This is a genomic window from Candidatus Vicinibacter proximus (assembly GCA_016713905.1).
Classification (GTDB): domain Bacteria; phylum Bacteroidota; class Bacteroidia; order Chitinophagales; family Saprospiraceae; genus Vicinibacter; species Vicinibacter proximus.
This window is the reverse complement of record JADJOE010000003.1, coordinates 302,564-320,724: the sequence shown is the minus strand read 5'-3', so window position 1 is coordinate 320,724 and position 18,161 is coordinate 302,564. Positions and strand designations below refer to the sequence as shown.

The following is an 18,161-nucleotide window of genomic DNA, read 5'->3' as shown; positions in this document are numbered from 1 at the left end:
TAGACTATTTAATTATTAGAGACTTGAATTTTTGCACATTATGACCAGTTAATTTTACCATATAAAGTCCTGGTGTAAGTGAAATATTTACCTGAATCAACTTTTGATTTTTAAATTCATCCATCCATTTCAATTTACCCTGGATATCATAAATGCTGATGGTTCCATCCATGAATTGTTCCAATTCACAAATAATAAAATCATTTGCAGGATTCGGGTAAATAAAGAATTCTGTCTTATCCAGATCCTTGTTAGAAACCTGGTTTCCATTGGTAAGATATGTTGTTTTAAAAATGGCAAACCCTCCTCGTTGATTTCCAACAGCCATTTCCAGAACGCCGTCGTTGTCAATATCTGCTAAGGAAAGATGTGTTTTTTCCCCTTCTCTTAGGTTGCCATAATCGGTGAATTCGATTTTAAAATCATTATAAATATTGGTTTCCATATCTCCGCAGACTAATGTCCTTCCAAGAAATCCCCCAGCAAATAATTTGTACTTGCCTTCAAAATCAAAGACAACCGGGGAAGAATTTACCTTTGAGCCTATACCATCCATAATCACGCCACCCAGACATTGTGTGTTGGGTAATAAATTTGGATCAGGATTAAAAAAGGGGCTTGTTTTTGAACCTTGATTTTGAAAATAATAAAAGCTTCCGCAAGGTTCAAAATTTGAATTATTGTTACTGGTTAAAGAACCAACCACTATATCCAATAACCCATCCCTATTCAAATCGACGAAACATGGCGCGCTAAAACCTTTTACCTCTAAATTTTGAAATGCATAAACAGGATTTTTAAAATTGAATTTATTTCCGGGACCTGCAATATTTTCACAATAAAAAAAAGAGCCATTATATTCTCCAACCAACATATCCAGATCACCGTCTCCATCAAGATCACCGAATGTTGGTGCGAAATTATAACTAGGATTTTGCCCTGTACTAAATCTCTTAAAATTCAGATAATTGCTGTCTACCAAATGAAATTCGGGAATGTTTTTTGTCCCCTTATTTTCAAATAAAACCATGCTAGCTTCAAGAGTGTTACCCTGAAGAAAAATACCCTCCGTTCCTACCAATAAATCCAATAAACCATCCTGATTGTAATCGACAAAACATGGAAAAGCGGATGCTCCAAAATCTAGCATTTCATCCACCAAATATTTTTTACTTTCCAGATTAAATTTAATTTTTCCATTATCTATGAACTTTCTATAATAATGAATATTGTTGGTGTTGAGTGCCAAAAATCGTTGGTTTGGTGCAACGACAACATCCTTATTTCCATCCAAATTAACATCTACTTCAAACGCTCCATTAAAGATCACCATGTCAACCGGAATATTTTCCGATGGCCAGGTTTTATCCTGAAGATTCATCCAGGCATTGGTCTTGGTCCCACCATTATACAACGCGATCAGATGTGGATTAGATAAATCGCCAACCAAAAGATCCTGCAGCTGATCTCCATTCAGATCCAGAGTCAATAATGTGGAACCAGAATGACGTTTGGCATTAGAATTTTTAATCAATCCAGATGCACAAGTATCCGGACTGCCACTTAGAAAAATATCACTGGTAAAACCACCTTCAGAAAAATTTCCATAACAATTATCCTCCAAAACATATTTTAACGAATCGAGGGACCAGCCTCTTTCTATTGCAATATTTTTATAAAACTCTACACGGGTTCCTCCCGGAGAGAAAACCAAAATATCTAAATCTCCATCGGAATCTATATCTTCGATGGTTGGCAAATCGGTATAATCTACAGGAATCTGCGTAAATTTATTTCCACCGGTTGGCCACATCAGAATATTGATAAAATTATAGGTGTTCACTATATTGAATTTAAGTTCGTTCCCAATCCGGAATCCCTTATAAACTTCAATACCTGCTGGCCCTTGTGTATTGAATGAACTTGAAAAAATATCGATAATGCCATCTTTATTAAAATCCTTCATGATAACCCAATCCCTTACTCTTGGAAAATTTTTTACGATGGATGGTGTAAAATCATAACGGCCTATTTTAGTATTATACAGAAAAGGCATAAATACGTCTCCGTTCCGATCAAACAAGATTAAATCCGGAGTGCCATCAAAATTTAAATCACCCTGACTAAATTGAACATTATTAACGCCACCTGTAGTGGCATATTGAATATTTTTTCCACCGTACAAAAAGGGAATGTCCAGCCGCTCTAAACTCTGTGCTTCCGCTATCGAACAAATCCAAATGAATCCAAATATCACCAATCCTCTTTCCAGCATTTAAGTTATTTTAAATGTAAATATAAGCTAATTAAAATTTGCTTTTAGGGTTTAACATTTTGTCAAAGTGTTTAGCTCATTGAATGGATCAGGATTTTTAAAATTGAAAAGGGCATTTTAAAAAAAGTCAGATTTTTATATGGTGCTTTTGTTTTCATTTGAAGCAAAAGTCTTCAAATAAAAAAATATCCATAGTCAAATGCCTCCAATGAATCAAATTCTTATGGCAATTATTATTAGAAGTATGGCAGATCAATGAGGGAACATTGCTATAAAGTAAAATCTTATACCTACCGGAATAGGCAAACCTTCTATATATAAGCAGAATTAGCTATATTTGCGGCTTGAAAATCACTTTAAATGCAACAACCTGATCTTGAAATCGCAAAAAAGCTAGGACTCATTGAATCTGAATATCATCAGATTGTTGAAATTCTCGGAAGGCAGCCCAATTTTACTGAACTCAGTATTTTTTCAGTGATGTGGTCTGAGCATTGTTCTTATAAAAATTCAATAAAGTACTTAAAAAAACTTCCCCGTAAAGGTAGTCGCCTACTGGTGGAAGCCGGAGAGGAGAATGCCGGACTGGTGGACATTGGCGATGGGTTGGCATGTGCATTTAAAATTGAGTCCCACAACCATCCTTCAGCCATTGAACCCTATCAGGGAGCAGCAACCGGAGTAGGTGGAATACATAGGGATATCTTTACCATGGGGGCAAGACCCATTGCGGCTTTGAATTCTTTAAGGTTTGGAAATCCAGACCTTGCGCACACAAAAAAATTGATCAGAGGGGTCGTAAAGGGAATTGGCAATTATGGAAATTCCTTTGGTGTACCTACGGTAGGTGGTGAGGTTTATTTTAACGAATGTTATAATCAAAACATTTTAGTTAATGCCATGTCCGTAGGGATTGTTGAAGTAGGTAAAACCGTTTCTGCAAGTGCCGATGGTCCGGGCAATCCGGTCTTTATTGTCGGTTCTTCCACTGGGAAGGATGGCATCCATGGCGCTACATTTGCATCCGCAGATCTATCAGAGAATTCATCGGAAGACCTTCCTGCAGTGCAGGTAGGCGATCCGTTCCAAGAAAAATTATTGCTCGAAGCTAGTCTGGAAGCTATTGCTACAGGTCAAATAGTAGGCATGCAGGATATGGGAGCTGCCGGAATTACTTGTTCTACCTCAGAAATGTCGGCAAAGTCTAAAACCGGTATGGTGATATGGCTGGACAAGGTTCCTACCCGACAGGCAAAAATGCAAGCATTTGAGATTTTGCTTTCTGAATCTCAGGAACGAATGCTCATTGTGTGTAAGAAGGGTGGAGAAAATGAATTGTTCAAGGTTTTCGATAAATGGGATCTTGAATGTGTTCAGATTGGAGAGGTTACCAATACCGGGCGATTAGAATATTTTATGCATGGTGAAAAGGTGGCCGATGTTCCTGCCCATGCATTGGTACTTGGAGGGGGCGCACCGGTTTATGACAGAGAAATGATACGTCCGGCATATATGGATAAAGTCGACGAATTTTCTCCTTCCATGATTCTTGAACCGGACGATTTGGTTTCGATATCCAAAAGATTGATTTCTACACCAAACATCGCATCCAAGTCCTGGATATTTGAACAATATGACCGCATGGTAAGAACCGGAACCATGACCTCGGTGGTTAGCTCTGATGCTGCAATTGTTCGCGTCAAAGGAACCAAGAAAGCTCTTGCCCTCAGTGTGGACTGTAATTCTGCTTATGTTCATGTGGATCCTTATGAAGGGGCTATGATTGCGGTTGCAGAATGTGCCAGAAACATTAGCTGTTCGGGTGGCTTGCCAGTGGCCATAACCAATTGTTTGAATTTTGGGAATCCATATAATCCGGAAGTTTATTATCAGTTCGTGCATGCCTTAAGAGGTATGGGAGATGCCTGTTTAAAATTCGATACACCCGTAACCGGGGGAAATGTTAGTTTTTACAATCAAAGCACCATAAACCATAAGATTGAACCCGTATATCCCACGCCAACCATTGGCATGCTGGGCATTCTGGATGATGCTTCAAAAATGATGACCATCCATTTTAAATCGGAGGGAGACCTAATTTTTCTTATTGGCAGACAAAATAATCATATTGGCTATAGTGAATACGTGGTACACATACATGGATTCGACCTTTCTCCAGCGCCTTATTTTAACTTGACCGAAGAGTATAATATGCAAAAAGCGGTCAGAGAATCGATTCACGATGGTTTAATCGAATCTGCCCACGACGTTTCGGAAGGTGGGGTGTTTATAACCCTTGCAGAGTCTGCAATGGCAGGACAAATTGGCTTTGACATAAAAGTGCCTGAGCAATACCGCAAGGATATTTTTCTCTTTGGGGAGAGTCAGGGAAGGGTTATTGTCAGTTGTAAGCCATTAAACAAAAACAAAGTTCTTGCGTTTTTTGCAGAGCATGGGGTTGATGTACATGAGTTGGGTATAGTTAATGCCTCTAAACTGGTAATTGACAGCCAGGTATTTGGTGAACTAAAAGAATATGCTGATTTGTATCAAAAAGCACTTGGTCTAAAAATGGAAAATTAATTAAAATCGACATAAATGAAATTGCTAGTAAAGTTTTTTGGGATTTTTATAAGCATCGTTTTCTTAACATCATGTTCCAATGATGTAAAAATAAATGGTGATTTTTCAGATGGAGGAGACATGAATGTAAGTCTGGAGAGAATTGGTTTGGATAACACTTCTGTCCCAGTTGACAATCAAAAGATGGCAGGCGGAAAATTCGGATTTGCCTTAAAGGAAGTTCCTAAACCAGGTCTTTACCGGATCAAAATGGGCCAAAGCCAGTTGATTTTTGTACTGGATGGGACTGAAAAGAAAGTTGAATTTTCCGGTACACTTGCAGATGTGAATCAAGGTAAATACGAACTTAAAGGGGCCCCTGCCGCGGAAGGAGTGGTTAACTCCTTAAAAGATTTAATGACAGGACAGGTAACTATTGAGATGGCACAGAAAAAAATTGATGAAGCCACTCACCCTTTATCAAAAGGTCTGCTTGCGGTCCAACTATTAGGCTTTAGGCCTGAATTTATTGGACAACACAAGACGGTAATTGCGCTCTTAAAAGAAAAGTATCCGGAATCAGAATTTACAAAGTCGTACGAAAGTTTTGTTGTTCAAACTGAACAAGCCGCAGCTCAGGAAAAAGCACAGGAAAGTATTCAGGTGGGTATGCAAGCCCCGGACATCAACCTTCCTTCTCCTGCCGGAAAAACCTTCAAATTATCCGACTTGAAAGGTAAAGTTGTATTGATTGACTTTTGGGCAAGCTGGTGCGGTCCATGCAGAAGGGCAAACCCGCATGTTGTGGATGTTTACAACAGGTATAAGGCAAAAGGATTTACGGTGTACAGTGTTTCATTGGATGGTGTAGACAGCAGAACTAAATCCCAACTAGGCGATGAAGGTCAAATTCAGGAATTCACCAAACGTGCTAAAGACGCATGGGTAGGTGCAATTGAAAAAGATGGATTGAGTTGGGATACGCATGTTAGCGATCTAAAAAAATGGGAATGTGCACCAGCAGCCTCATATGGCGTTCGGGCAATTCCAAAAACATTCCTCGTGGATCGTGAGGGAAAGATTGCAGCCATTGACCCAAGAGATAATTTGGAAGAAGAAATTAAAAAATTACTTTAGTAATATCTTTTAGAAAAAAAAGCCCCGGTAAACCGGGGCTTTTTTTTTACCTTATTTTATTCATGTAGTTGTCAAGAGATTTTTTTGCGTTACGCTGAACTTTACTTTTAAAAAAAGGCATCCAGCCAAGCAAAATCCCTTTCCACCCAAAAGCCTGCCTTGCCCATCTATAAAAATTAAAATAATCCCTGTGGTGCACAATTTTACCGTCCTTAAATTCAAATCGTGCATGAATCTCGTTGATCACTTTTCTCCCTGTAGGGGTGAAGATGTAGTGAGCCTTCCAAACTGCACTGCCGATTTGATTTGAACATTCCACTTCCCCAAATTCAATAAATATATCTTTGCTTCTACTCAATAGCATGGTCCACATAGATAAAGTCTGTGTATAATTTAGCGCATCAAAGACTTCATCAGAGAAATGCAATTGCTCAGAATAGAAAATTTTCAATCTTTCAAAGTCCTTTGATTTTAAAGCAGAATAAAGTGAATTAATTACAGAACAATTGGTCTCCATGTTTTAAATTTTTCCGTGTCAAATCCTTAATAGAATGCATAAAATATATATTCCATTTTAAAGGTAATAAATATATTTATTCGGCTTCCTTAATATCTTTATGATAAATTTTGGGAAATGGGTAAGGCAATTAAATTTCAAATACAAAGCAGCCATCCATGGCATGGAGTAGATCCAGATTGGGAAAATAATCTTATCAATGCAATTATTGAAATACCAAAAGGAGAAAGATCAAAATTTGAAATTGATAAACAATCCGGGTTGATTAAATTAGACAGGGTTCTAGCCGCCTCCGTAGAATATCCCATGAACTATGGAATTATTCCAAAATCACTCGGTGAAGATGGCGATCCACTGGACATTCTTGTTTTGTCTCATTCCCCACTCCCCTCTTTATGTATGGTGCTGTGCAGATTACTCGGCGCATTTAAAATGAATGATCAAGGCGTAACGGATGATAAAATAATTGCAATAGCGGATAAAGATGCAACCCTAAGTCACCTCAAATCAATGGTTGATTTGCCGGAACATTTAAAAAATGAATTGAAACATTTTTTTGAACAATACACCGTATTAGAAAATAAAAAAGTTGATTTTTTTGGATTTGAAAATCTTGAAATGGCTGTCCATTTAATTGAGCAATGCCTGATGAGATATGAGCAAAAATATCTGATAAGTTAAATTGAATTTCCACAAACAATCGATATTCTCAAATCCTGCGATTTGAGCTATATTTGAAGGAAATTAGTAAGGATGGTAAGATATTTTTATGTAATACTTATAATATTTTTTAATAATATATTATTTGCTCAGGTACAGTCGCTTCAAAAATATATTGAAGAAGGAAAGAATTTTAATGACATCTACCGCAAGGCAGATAAGATGATCAGGCGCCATAAATTAGAAGAAAAGGAGTTCAGAGATCTATACAGAAAAGGAAAATCTAAAAAAGATTTCCTGGATAATGAACGTCTAAGATTGGAGCGTTGGGCCTGGTATTGGCGTGACCGGTTAAATGAAGATGGCAGTTTTCCGGACATCAGTCGTCAACATGAAATGTATAAAACGGTGAGGAAGGAATCCAAGCAACAAACTTCACGCGAAGAAAAAAACTGGAAGCATGAAGGGCCTGTAAGAAACACCGGTGGATATTGGGGAATGGGTCGAACCACACATATCGATTTTCATCCAACCCAGCCTGGTACATTTTATGTATCTGCACCTAATGGTGGGCTTTGGAAAACTACCAACGGAGGATTAAATTACGTTTCCTTAGGGGAAGATTTGCCACAACAACCAGTGGGTGTAGTCATTGTGGACCAGAAAAATCCAAATAATATATTTATCAGCCTGGGCGAAAAGGAAGGATGGTGGCAATATGGCCTAGGTGTATATAAATCTACCGATGGTGGGGTCACCTGGAAAGCAACAGGTCTAAGTTGGAAACTAACAGACAACAAAGTATTATTTGGATTGGAAATGAACCCTAAAAATTCAAATATCCTGATTGCTGCGACAAATAATGGGCTTTATAAAACATTTAACGGTGGTACAAATTGGATAAAACTTCGAAATGAAAATTTTTCTGATGTAAAATATCATCCTACTGATACCTCCATTGTCTACGCGGCAATTAATGATTATTGGGGTAGCTGTGAAATTTTAAAATCCACAGATGGAGGTCAGAATTGGAATCAAGTTTCTTCTTTTGCTACACAAAAATCATTTCTCAAACTTGCAGTCACTCTTGCCGCACCATCCTATCTTGGCGTTAATGCCAGCATAGATGGGGCGAAAAAGTTTTTTCTATCCAAGGATGCTGGAACCAGTTTTAAATTTATTTCGGATATGCCGGAAAATCTGGTGATGTGTTTCAGTCAACAAAATGCAGACGTCATGTATTGTGGCTATGTAGTCTTGTACAAATCAAATGATGGCGGAGTAAGCTGGAATAAGTTCACTCATTGGCATGGAGGAACAGAGTATCCTGAAATTCATGCAGACCATCATTATGTTGCCACACATCCCAAACAAAAACAAGATCTATATTTTTGCAATGATGGCGGTGTTCACAAATACGATGAGAACACAGACAAGTGGACTGAATTGGTCAATGGCCTTGCCATCACTCAATTTTATAAAATGGCAGTATCTAACTCTACGCCGGCCGTACTTATTGGTGGAAGTCAGGATAATGGTGGTTATATCAGGCGATCTAATGGAAATTGGGGAAACACAAATGGTGGTGATGCCATGTGGCAACTAATTGACCCAACAAATGCAAACATAGGTTATACGGAGTACTGGGGTGGCACAGCGGTTTACCGAACCACAAATGGTTTTTATGATCTAACAGAAATTTCTGTAAATGTTCCGGGTGATCCTCAAGGGCAATGGGTTACACCCTTTGCTTTAAATCCAAAAAACCCTAAAACATTTGTGATTGGGTATCACGAAGTATTTGTTAGTCATAACCGGGGAAATAATTTTGTTGCGCTCAGTAAAAATTTAACAGGAGGCGAAGACAAAGATCTGCGGAATGTTGTCGTAAGTCCTGTGGATACCAACACCATTCTGGCATCCTACAGCAACATAGTTTATCATACCAGAGATTATGGAAAAAACTGGGACAAAACTACTGTCCCGCTTTCTCTGGATGTTACAGGAATAGAGTTTCATCCAAAAGATACCAACCGAATTTGGATCACCAGAGGTGGACTGGGGACCATTAAAGTGATGGAATCCAAAGACCGCGGGAAAACATGGGGGAATGTCACCAAAAATTTTGTAAACACACCAGCGCTTTGTGCCACTTTTGATGAAACTTCCAATTTGTTATTTGTGGGTACGGACATTGGCGTGTTTTATACGGATGTCAACAATTTCAATTGGAAATATTATGGCGTTGGATTGCCAAACACATCAGTGACAGATATTGATATCCACAGACCTACAAGAAAAATGTATATCTCCACTTATGGCAGAGGTTTTTATTCTATTGAACTTCCAGAATGTTACCCATCGGAAATTGGCGTGCAGGCAAGCGCCTCAGGAGCTCCATTTGGGGATGTGGATACCATAAAAGTATGTCTTGGACAAAACTTGAAACTAAAATGCAATCAGGATCAACTCACCGGCACCTTTCAATGGATTGGACCATTTGGATTGGATACGGTTATTTCAATGAACAATATCTTTGATCTGGGAACCATCAATACCTTTTCCAAAGCCGGAATCTATGTGTTGGATTATCTTTCCCCTTCAGGATGCAACAGATCCGACACTTTGGTTGTACAAGTTTATTCAAATCCTGTGACAAAAATTAAATCGGATTTCCCATCATTGGATTGCAGACATGAGGAAATATTATTGAGTCATCAGAATCCTAACAAGAACTTCAAACAAACCTGGACCTTAAATCAGATTATTTTATCTGACAGTATAGTTGCAGCGATCCGACAGGAAGGTCTTTACAAACTTACCATTCTCAATACACTCACAGGTTGTGCCGGCTCAGATTCAATATTCATAAAGAAATTTATATCCCCTGATTTAAGTTATACGAAAGAAGACATTAAATGCAACGGAGACTCTACAGGTAAGATAGAATTGAAATTAATTGGTGGCACTCACCCGGTTGTATTTTTCTATTCTGATCCTCGCATTGCCACACATTCCAGTCAATTGGCCAGTGGTGTTTATAAAGTTACTGCAATGGATTCCATTAATTGTAAGTCTGAAGTTGAAATTCAAATTTCAGAACCTGAAAAAATCTCCATTACCCCACAGGTCACCCATACAGCAGGCAATACAGGAAAGATAACTTTAAATGTCACAGGAGGCACTCCACCTTATTCGTATAAATGGTTCAAGGAAAATTTTGAAATTGGCGTTACCAAAGACCTTGAAGATCTAAGTCCGGGGATTTATGAAGTGTTGGTTATCGATTCAGTTGGTTGTATATATAAATCTGATTTAATCGTAGTCAACAACACTACGAGTACAGATCAACTAAGTTTAGAAAAAACCTACCTGTACCCTACTGTTGTTACCGAAAATCTGACTATTCATTTTGATAAAATTCCAAAGGAAACTTTCACCATAGACGTTATTGGCTTAAGCGGCCAGTCAGTGTCCCGCAAGGAAGTCCTTTGGAATAATAAAGAATATAGCATCAGCCTTAAGGGATATCCAACAGGATTGTACAAGTTAATGATCAGGACTAAAAATGAATTTAAGGAACTACAATTTGAAGTAGCCAAATAAAAAAATATAACTAAGAAACTAAGTCGAATAAAATGAAAGGATTCAAGGTAGTAATAATAATCATTGCATTATTTATATTTTCCTTCAGACAAAGTCTGATTGCTGGAGAAGGAATGTGGCTTCCGCAATTTCTTAAGACTCTGAATGAAAAAGAAATGAAGTCCATGGGGATGAAGATAAATGCAGAAGATATTTACAGTGTGAATAAGGGTTCTTTAAAAGATGCCATTATTCAGTTCGGAGGAGGATGCACCGGAGAAATCATTTCAAATAAAGGGTTGATCTTAACCAACCACCACTGTGGATTTAGTTACATTCAATCCCATTCATCCGTTGAAAAAAATCTTATCAAAGATGGGTATTGGGCAAAAGATTATAATTCTGAATTGGCATGTGCGGGATTAACTGCGACTTTAATTGTAAGAATTGATGATGTTACCAAAGAGATGTTGAAGAACATTACACCAGACATGAAAGACAATCAACGCCGATTGATTTATGACCGAAACCAAAATGAACTTCTTAAAAGTATTCAAAAAAAATCATATGAAGATGTGAGCATCCGATCATTTTATAATGGGAATCAATTTTTTGCATTCATCACTTTAACTTACAAGGATGTCAGATTAGTGGGCACCCCGCCTGAGTCTATTGGAAAATTTGGCGCTGATACAGACAACTGGGTATGGCCAAGACATACTGGTGACTTTTCTATTTTCAGGATTTATGCCGGAAAAAATAATTTACCTGCAGAATTTTCAAAAGAAAATGTCCCATATATCCCTAAGCATTCCTTACCCATTTCTCTGGATGGTGTGGAGGCTGGTGATTTCACTATGGTATTTGGTTTTCCCGGAAGAACTAATGAATATCTTACTAAAGAAGGAGTGCGTCAAATCACAGAAGTCCAAAATCCGGTCAGGGTAAAGATCCGCGACCAGGTTTTGAAAATTATGGATAAATACATGAGAAGCAATGTTAAAACTAAAATTCAGTATTCTGCTATTTATGCCGGAATTGCAAATTATTGGAAGAAATGGATAGGTGAAAGTCAGGGAGTAAAATTTACCAATGGTTTGGAAAGAAAACAAAAAACGGATGACGAATTTAATAAAAGGGTACAGGCTAATCCTAATTGGGCTAATTACAGATCTTTGGTAAGCGATTTAGAAAAGCAATATCAATTGCTTGAACCAATGGCCCTTGCTAAAGAATATTATGCAGAAGGATTTCAAAGAAACATTGACCTTTTCAATTGTTACAGCAGAATAAGGAAACTTTCTGAAGTGTATGAAGGCCGTGGTGAAGAAATATTCAAAAGCAAAAGAAACGAAATGTTTAATTCTGCCGATGCAATATTTAAGAATGTGGACATATCGGTTGAAAAGGAAATTTTTAAAAACGTTTTAAAGACAGTAGTGGAAGGAGTAGATCAGGAATTGCTCGTCCCTTATCTAAGAGAGCAGCTGGGCGTTTTTAAAAACGATTATGAGGCCTTCACTGAACATTTATACACCAACAGTGCATTCACGTCATCCGATAGTTTAAAAAAACTAAGCTCATTGGAATTTCCGCAATGGATAAACAGAGTTCAGTCGGATCCGGTTTGGAAATTTTACGAAGAACTCAATTATTTTCTGATCAATGGCATTCAAAAAAGAGCAGGAGAGCATGAAGAAAATATTGCCGATTTAAGAAGAAAGCATATGGCTGCACTCATGGAAGTTTTTCCAGAAAGAAAATTTTATCCGGATGCGAATTCCACGTTAAGAGTTGCCTATGGAAAAGTAGAAGGCTTTCTACCAAGAGATGGCGTCACCTATCTTCCTAAAACCTATTTAGATGGCGTAATGGAAAAATATATTCCGGAAGATTATGAATTTGATGTGCATCCAAAACTTCGTAGTTTGTTTGAAAGCAAAGATTTTGGCATTTATGGTGAAAAAGGTAAAATGCCATTGGCATTTATTGCATCGAATCACACTACAGGTGGAAATTCCGGAAGCCCTACCATTGATGCACATGGCAATCTCATCGGTTTAAATTTTGACCGGGTGTGGGAAGGCACCATGAGTGATATAAATTATGATGTACGAATCTGTCGTAACATCATGGTAGATGCCCGTTATGTTTTGTTCATTATAGACAAATTTGCGGGCGCCGATCACATCCTTTCAGAATTAAGGTTGGTTCATCCAAAAAACAATAAAAAAGGAAAGCAGAAAATATAGGCTTATATTCGTGGGATTTTATCCTGAAAACATTTGTATAAATCAAGCAAAATGCGGTTTAAGTTTAAAGTGGTTTTATTGCTGGCCATTTTGGTTGTGGGCAGAATTTCTTTTCTAAGTGGGCAATGTACCGGAATTGATGCAGATGCCGGACCAGATCTTTTTACCTGTGATCCAAATGACCCCATCACTTTACAAGGGAATGTCATGGGGAATTATACAAAATTTAGTTGGTCTCCTACTTCCGGATTAAGCGATCCAATGATTTTGGATCCTCAGGTAACGCATAAAAATCCAGGAATTTATAAATATAAACTTTCCGCTGAGGGCGTTGGCACGACCAACCTTATCGTTAATGGAAATTTTGAAGCAGGTAATACAGGTTTCAGCACCAGCTATATTTATGGTGTTCCCGGGAGTCCTTTTGGGCCAAACAACTATGGTGTGGGAGATAATCCTCAAGCTTATAACGGAGGTTTTTCCCCATGTGGAGACCATACATCAGGATCAGGACAACAAATGGTGGTGGATGGGTCTACTACACCAGGATCAAATGTTTGGTGTCAAACTGTAGCCGTAACACCCGGAAATGCTTATTTGGTAGAATTTTATGTTCAGAATGTATATCCGGTTTCCCCATCTGTTTTAAATCTTAAAGTAAATGGGGCTACCATTGGATCAGGGGTTGCCGGGGCTCTTTGTGACTGGATAAGAATCGAAGGTTGCTTTACCGCTTCTTCAGGCTCGGCAAATATTTGTATCACAGAAGCATCCGGTGTAGGATTTGGAAATGACTTTGCCATAGATGACATTGCCATGTTTGAAAAATGTATGGACATGGATGAAGTGACCGTAGAAATAGTGGATGTCATTGCCAAACTGACTATACCCTTTAAACCGAAATGTTCCTCAGAAACTTTTGACTTGTTTGCTACCGGATCCTCATTCGGCCCTAATATAACATATGAATGGTCTACAGATGTGGGAAAAATTATTTCACAAAACGGCTTAATGGCTAAGGCCAAAGGTTCAGGAATATACACGGTTAAGGTCAAGTATAAAAATGGCAATGTGGAGTGCGAAGAGGAGGCTTCCATTGAATACATGGCACCTGATGAATTAGTTGGATTTGTAGATGCGGATGGCAGAATAGATTGTCAGAAAGATAGTGTTCAATTAACAGCCAACCTTACTTCAGGAAGCGGAATCTATTCCTACAAATGGAGTCCGGACAGTAACCTTATCGATGGTCAAAACACAGAAATTGCATTAGTCAAAAAGGCCGGTAAGTATACTGTTACCATAACAGACCAAACTTCCGGTTGCACGCTTTTGATTGACTATGATGTTAAGGCGGACACTGCAAAACCAGCAGCAGGAATTACCGGTGACACTTTATTGAACTGTAAAAATCAACAAGTCATTTTAAATTCAAAAGTATTAGACAGCACAAAGTATTATTTAACCTGGACCAATCCGGACCTTAGCCAAACAAATCAAAAATTTTCGCTAACGGGAAATCTGCCCGGAAGGTATAAATTATCTGTTCTGGATAGAAACAATCATTGCGAAGACAGTACAAGTTGGGATGTCAAAATTGACACGCTTGCTCCATTAATTGAATTAGGAAATGATCTGAATATTGATTGCAAAAACAATGGGGTAAACGTCACCAATAATACCAGCAACCCAGCCGGGAATTATGGCTATTACTGGACCATTGACACTGCTAAATTTCAAAAAGAAAATATTCTCATGGACAAACTCATTCAAAAAAGTGGGAAAGTACTTTTAAGAATGGTGAATGAATTGAATGGTTGTGAATCTATAGATAGTCTGAATGTGGTCGATTCGCGCAAAGTTCCCTCCCTGGATGCCGGAAAGGATGAAATCCTTAATTGCAACATATCCAGTATTAAATTAAACGCACGAATTAATTCAAGTGACTCTCTTGATATATCCTGGTCCAGTATTGGAGGTAATATTGTTTCCGGGAACAATCGAATTGATCCTGTCATTAATCAAAAAGGATGGTATTATATTCGAATCAAGAACAGAACAAATGATTGCGAGAACCTAGATTCCTTGTATGTAGATCAGAATGTGACAAAACCAATGGTTAGTGCTGGTATGGACCAGGTATTTAGCTGCATTGATACCGTGAAGACAATTGATGGTTCAGCAAGTAGCCAGGGATCACAGTATACATTTTTGTGGACCAGCTCTGATGGTATCATAAAATCAGGAAACGGTACAAATAAAATTGAAGTAAGCACTCCGGGGACTTATGTTATTGTTGTAACAGATACATCAAATGGATGTCGGGATTCTGCCAGTGCTAAAATTGTTCCCGATTTAAATAAACCTGTTGTATCTATTCAATCGCCCGATACCCTTAATTGTAACCGACAGCAAATTGATTTGACTGCAACTGCAAATTCATTGAGTGGCAATCCACTTACTTATGAATGGTCCACACAGGGAGGAGGTACCATTCAATCTCCAAACACTTTGCAAACAAAAATTAATTCTCCGGGTACTTATACTTTTAAAGCAACAGACCAATCCAATGGTTGTAGTGCATTCGTAAGTGTAATCGTTGGAATTGATACGTTAAAGCCAACGGTAAACGCCGGTAAAGATCTGGTTTGGAATTGCGAAAGTCAACAGTTTATGTTGAACGCTACTGCGTCCGGAAATTCAAACTCATTTAGTTTTAATTGGTCTAGCGCCAATGGACAGATTCAGGGTAATTCCGCTACAAAAAACATTACTGTTGTTTCTCCCGGAACCTATATGGTTCTCGTTAAGGATTTAATCAACGGTTGTGAATCTACAGACTTGCTCAGCATAATTCCTGATCTCACCAAACCAGTGGTCAATATTCAAATGCCGGATACTTTAAATTGCATACAGAATACTTTAAATATTAATGCAGGAGGTTCCAGTAGTGGAAGCAGATTTTTAACAAGTTGGCAGAGCACAGGAGGAAATATTTTAGGAAGCCCGACTCTTTTAAATATCCTTGTAGATAAAGCAGGAACTTACGTGCTTACCATCCAGGATACGGTTAACAAATGTGTTTCGTTCGATAGTGTGCGTGTATTAGAAGATCTCCTTAAACCTGTTATTGATATCCCTGCTGTAGGAGAACTCACCTGTTCAATAAGAGATGTCCTGATTCAAGGTGTTATTCAAAATCAGGGAAAAAATTCTCAAATCATTTGGACAACAAGTAATGGATCCATTATTGGCGCTGCGAATCAGGCAGATTGCCGGGCTGGAAAAACAGGAAGTTACTATTTGAAAGTCAAAAATCTGGACAATGGGTGTGAAACCATCGACTCTATTAGTGTTACAGAAAATACAAATGTACCTACTGAGCTTAATTATAATCTAGAGCAAGCCAGGTGCACCGGGGAGAATGCCTCAATAACTCTGCTCAATATTGTAGGAGGTGTTCAACCTTATACTTACTTCCTCGATAATGTTCCAGTTGCGGGACCGCATATTCCTGGATTGTCACCAGGCCGGAGAACCATACGGGTCGTAGATGCAAATGGCTGTATTTTGAATGCAGACTTTATCGTCACTACCCCTGACCCGGTAGGCGTTAGTTTGCCGCCTGTTATAAAAATAAATGAAGGAGATCCTCTTGTTTTGCAAGCCGTGATCATCACACCAAAAGATTCCATTGATTGGATTAAATGGGACCCCGCAGACAATTTATCCTGCACAGATTGTGATAATCCGACGGTTACTAATTTAAGAAAAGAAACAACTTATACAGTCAGTTATGCCAACAAAGATGGATGTATCGCATCTGCGAGCATAACGATCCAAATTATTAAAAAAGGAATCTGGGTACCTACCGTTTTTAGTCCTAACGGAGATGGCATCAACGACTGGTTTTTTCCAAGCGTCACGGAAGACAGTTACAAGACCATCAGGAAATTTTCCATATTCACCAGGTGGGGAGAAAGAGTTTTTGACCGGGAAAATTTACAGCCGAATATTCCGGATCAAGGCTGGAACGGAGAATTTAAAAACCAACCGTTAAATCCAGGCGTTTTTATTTATGTTTTAGAAGTGGAGTGGAATGATGGAACCATTCAACAACTTAAAGGTGATATCAATTTACTCAGATAGACTAATTAGCCAACATTGCTCAATATAATATTTGAAGATAAGGACCTGATCGTAGTGGTCAAGCCTGCTGGACTGGCCTGCGAACCGGATGCTGCAAAAGTTTATGAGAATCTGCAGGACCAAGTACTACAATATTATAAATCCTCCGGGCAGAAGGCAAAAAATTTGATTGCGGGATTAGCAAACAGGCTTGATCGACAGACCAGTGGCTTGATGGTTTTGGCCAAGAAAGCATCCATTCTTGTCAAATTAAATCAATTGTTTGCTGAGGATAAGGTGTTTAAAAAATATCTCGGTGTGGTGGAAGGTAATTTTGGTCAAAAGGAAATTCCTCAAAAACTATTTCTTAAAAAGAATCCAAATAAATTTAAAGCGGAAATTTTTCCTTTTCCCAAAGCCGGATTTAAGCCCATTGAAACCACTGCTGTCCAATTGGACTATTCGGATGGTCTAAGTCTGCTGGACATAGAATTACGCACAGGCAGGTACCACCAGATCAGAGCAACATTATCCTACCTTGGGCATCCAATGTGGAATGATCTGCATTACAAAGCCCCCAAAAGGATTGACGATAAACGTATAGCACTCCATGCATGGCAAATTGAATTCCCCCATCCTAAATCGAATGAAAAGATGCAATTCAGATGTCTGCCGATTCAGGAATCTCCATGGATTAGATTCGAGCAGGCCTTGTCTGCATTATAGAATTCAAAGGGCCAGATAATAACATTGGATGAGGTCTGACCAAGAAGTCAAAACCCCAAAATGTGTGAAAACTTGCTTTGTATTTAAACTCTTGGCAGCTAAAAATTCCAAAATTCAATACATTACACATATTTATATATTTATATGTTTAATTATCAATGAATTAAATCTAATTTTTAGCAAATTTTAGGTAAATTTTATAAAAAACGAATTTACCGTTAATCGGTTAAAACCTACCGTTCCTCGGTTTAACTGACCATTATTTTGAAGCTGCGGTATCTTTATTCCGGAATTAAAATACTATTCTTTATATATCCTC

9 protein-coding genes are annotated in these 18,161 nt (G+C 38.2%); 7 read left to right on the top strand and 2 right to left on the bottom strand.

Annotated features, from left to right (window positions below):
- Nucleotides 1-4 precede the first annotated feature (4 nt).
- The gene (locus IPJ83_09840) at nt 5-2,275 is read right to left on the bottom strand and encodes a T9SS type A sorting domain-containing protein (GenBank protein MBK7880839.1); all 2,271 of its coding nucleotides are present in this window, start codon (nt 2,273-2,275) and stop codon (nt 5-7) included.
- A 360-nt stretch (nt 2,276-2,635) separates the two neighbouring features.
- On the opposite strand from IPJ83_09840, the gene purL reads away from it, so the two are divergent.
- Together purL and IPJ83_09830 are read left to right on the top strand one after the other, a co-directional pair.
- Nucleotides 2,636-4,858, top strand: coding sequence for a phosphoribosylformylglycinamidine synthase subunit PurL (gene purL / locus IPJ83_09835; GenBank protein MBK7880838.1), 2,223 nt, complete (start codon nt 2,636-2,638; stop codon nt 4,856-4,858).
- A 15-nt stretch (nt 4,859-4,873) separates the two neighbouring features.
- Nucleotides 4,874-5,974, top strand: coding sequence for a TlpA family protein disulfide reductase (locus tag IPJ83_09830; GenBank protein MBK7880837.1), 1,101 nt, complete (start codon nt 4,874-4,876; stop codon nt 5,972-5,974).
- Nucleotides 5,975-6,020: 46 nt separating this feature from the next.
- Here the strand turns inward: IPJ83_09830 and IPJ83_09825 are convergent, their stop codons facing one another.
- Entirely contained in the window at nt 6,021-6,491 is a 471-nt protein-coding gene (locus IPJ83_09825; GenBank protein MBK7880836.1) for a nuclear transport factor 2 family protein, read from the bottom strand.
- A 117-nt stretch (nt 6,492-6,608) separates the two neighbouring features.
- On the opposite strand from IPJ83_09825, the gene IPJ83_09820 reads away from it, so the two are divergent.
- The 5 genes from IPJ83_09820 to IPJ83_09800 all read left to right on the top strand — a co-directional run bounded on the left by IPJ83_09820 (nt 6,609) and on the right by IPJ83_09800 (nt 17,842).
- Nucleotides 6,609-7,172 carry an inorganic diphosphatase gene (locus IPJ83_09820; GenBank protein ID MBK7880835.1) on the top strand — a complete coding sequence of 188 codons (564 nt, stop codon included), beginning with the start codon at nt 6,609-6,611 and terminating at the stop codon, nt 7,170-7,172.
- 72 nt (nt 7,173-7,244) lie between these two features.
- On the top strand, nt 7,245-10,757 hold the full coding sequence (locus tag IPJ83_09815; protein MBK7880834.1) for a hypothetical protein: 3,513 nt from the start codon (nt 7,245-7,247) through the stop codon (nt 10,755-10,757).
- Nucleotides 10,758-10,870: 113 nt separating this feature from the next.
- A complete protein-coding gene (locus IPJ83_09810) occupies nt 10,871-12,988 on the top strand; it encodes a S46 family peptidase (protein MBK7880833.1) in 2,118 nt (705 codons plus the stop codon).
- A gap of 51 nt (nt 12,989-13,039) precedes the next feature.
- A complete protein-coding gene (locus IPJ83_09805; protein MBK7880832.1) occupies nt 13,040-17,137 on the top strand; it encodes a gliding motility-associated C-terminal domain-containing protein in 4,098 nt (1,365 codons plus the stop codon).
- 15 nt (nt 17,138-17,152) lie between these two features.
- Nucleotides 17,153-17,842: an RluA family pseudouridine synthase gene (locus IPJ83_09800; GenBank protein MBK7880831.1), complete on the top strand. Its 690-nt coding sequence runs from the start codon at nt 17,153-17,155 to the stop codon at nt 17,840-17,842.
- Nucleotides 17,843-18,161: the final 319 nt, after the last annotated feature.